This window comes from Tianweitania sp. (assembly GCF_032053605.1).
Classification (GTDB): domain Bacteria; phylum Pseudomonadota; class Alphaproteobacteria; order Rhizobiales; family Rhizobiaceae; genus Tianweitania.
In genome coordinates, this window is the sequence record NZ_DAMBUH010000122.1 from 411 (window position 1) to 2,142 (window position 1,732).

General features: G+C 52.8%; 1 protein-coding gene and 2 pseudogenes. 2 read left to right on the plus strand and 1 reads right to left on the minus strand.

Features of this window, described 5'->3' with window-relative positions; all coding sequences use genetic code 11:
• Together RTX98_RS18160 and RTX98_RS20820 are read left to right on the plus strand one after the other, a co-directional pair.
• A pseudogene (locus RTX98_RS18160) lies at positions 1–626 on the plus strand (DNA-processing protein DprA); the annotation flags it as partial.
• Positions 627–767: 141 nt separating this feature from the next.
• Positions 768–881 (plus strand): annotated as a pseudogene (locus tag RTX98_RS20820) (type I restriction-modification system subunit M N-terminal domain-containing protein); the annotation flags it as partial.
• Positions 882–896: 15 nt separating this feature from the next.
• Here RTX98_RS20820 and RTX98_RS18165 read toward each other — a convergent pair.
• A partial coding sequence (locus tag RTX98_RS18165) for a hypothetical protein (RefSeq protein ID WP_312798201.1) occupies positions 897–1,732 on the minus strand: 836 nt, incomplete at its 5' end.

The window sequence follows — 1,732 nt, forward strand, 5'->3', positions numbered from 1 at the left end:
GGGCTGGGGCGGTTGAACAACTCGACAAATTCAAGTTCGTTCCCGTCTTTGTTCGATCAACAGGCGTATCGTCCGGCGGACTAGAGGCCCTGCAAAACAAAGGTGCGCTACCCTGGCCAAACCCACGAGATGTCGATTCTTTCGATGAAGTGTTCAATGTGTCTATGCTGCCAGCAGCATCGTCACAGGCTGGCTTTTCGCTGTTTGACGGAGCACCGGCAGTCGATACCATGCCAACGGCACCCGCTGTACCCGATACCGCGCCAGTGACCAGGGCCGAGAGCGAGTCATCCACACCTGCCGACGTTATTTCAGATGCGCACTCTCCTGTAGCGGTGTCCGAAGAGCCGCTACCCGCCGCATCGGAAGCGGCAACGCGGGTAGAAGAGATCGAGGAGTCTCCGCAGCCGGAATTGGTCCCGGCCGAAGTGGTCTTTTCAGCCGTTCGGACAGCGATTCAGCAGCTCTTGAGTGCGCCGATGAAAGACACCGAAGTAGCCGCAGCGCTCGACGTCTCTAACGCGCAGGCCAAAACATGGTTGCAGCGCCTTGTTGATGATGGGGTGATCGAGAAACAGAAGAAGCCTGCAGGCTACGTACTGAAGCAGCAACGGCTGTTCGAGTAAACGATGGACACCAAACAAGAATATTTGGCGCAAGTGCGATGAAATGGAAATAGAAGGGCTGCATTTGAGCGACCAACGATTCATACTCAGCCAGCTCGAAGGACATCTCTGGGAATCTGACGATATCCTCGCGGCCCTGTAGATGCGGCTGACTTCAAAACTTACATCTTCCCGCTGCTGTTTTTCAAGCGCATCTGCGATGTCTGGGATGAGGAGTACCAGGAGATAGTCGATGAGACCGGCGACGAGCAACTCGCTTGGTTTCGGTGTTCATGTCGAAACTGCAGGGGGCAGCACCAGCTCCGGCGCGGCGTCATGTTCTTCAAAAATGGTTCGCTGGCCCAAACTCGGGAACGCCTTTTTGAGGAGCGCATTGAACTTGGGGTCTTTGATCGTTTCGTAGGTCAGATCTTTGAAACTTACCTTCACAGACGGCGTAAAAAAACGATCACCTGAATTAAAGGCTTTGGCCAGCTCGGCTTGCAAGGCAGTGCGATAATCGTCCGCTGTAGGAGTATGTGAAAGCATGTGCTTTTTCAGACGAGCAGGAGGATTTTTCAATACTCCAGGCAACAATGCCTCCGTCAAGTTTTTCACAGATTCGTCAATTGCATTGCTCAAACGTTGCCGGACCGCGATGCTGAATGCCGCTACTCTGGCCTCGAACCATTTGAAACGTTTGTCGAACTCATCCCGTCTCATTTTCGGGATCAACTGACCATAGCCTGCCACCGCCGTAAGGAAGTCCGTATGAATTTGCTTACGCTCTTCCTCGATCGCTTTCTCTGAGTAGTCGACCATCACCGAATTCCTATGCTCATCCGTTTTCAATTCGCCTGTGTTCGGATCGGTGTCGACAATCGGCACAACCAGAGAATCATTTCCCTCCAATAAAGAAAACGTATTGCGCAAGCGCGCTTCGAGTGTTTTGTCTGTGCCTACTAGCAGGTCGGTAGGTATTGGCACCCGGCGTGCAGCGAGTTTGTAACCCGTCACTTCAAATTCGACATACTGTAGCTTTGTGTTGTAGACACGCTCTATGCGGGCCACATCGTAAGGTTTCGGCGGCAAACGTTCCAAGTCTTTTACTGTGGCCTGCAACAGCT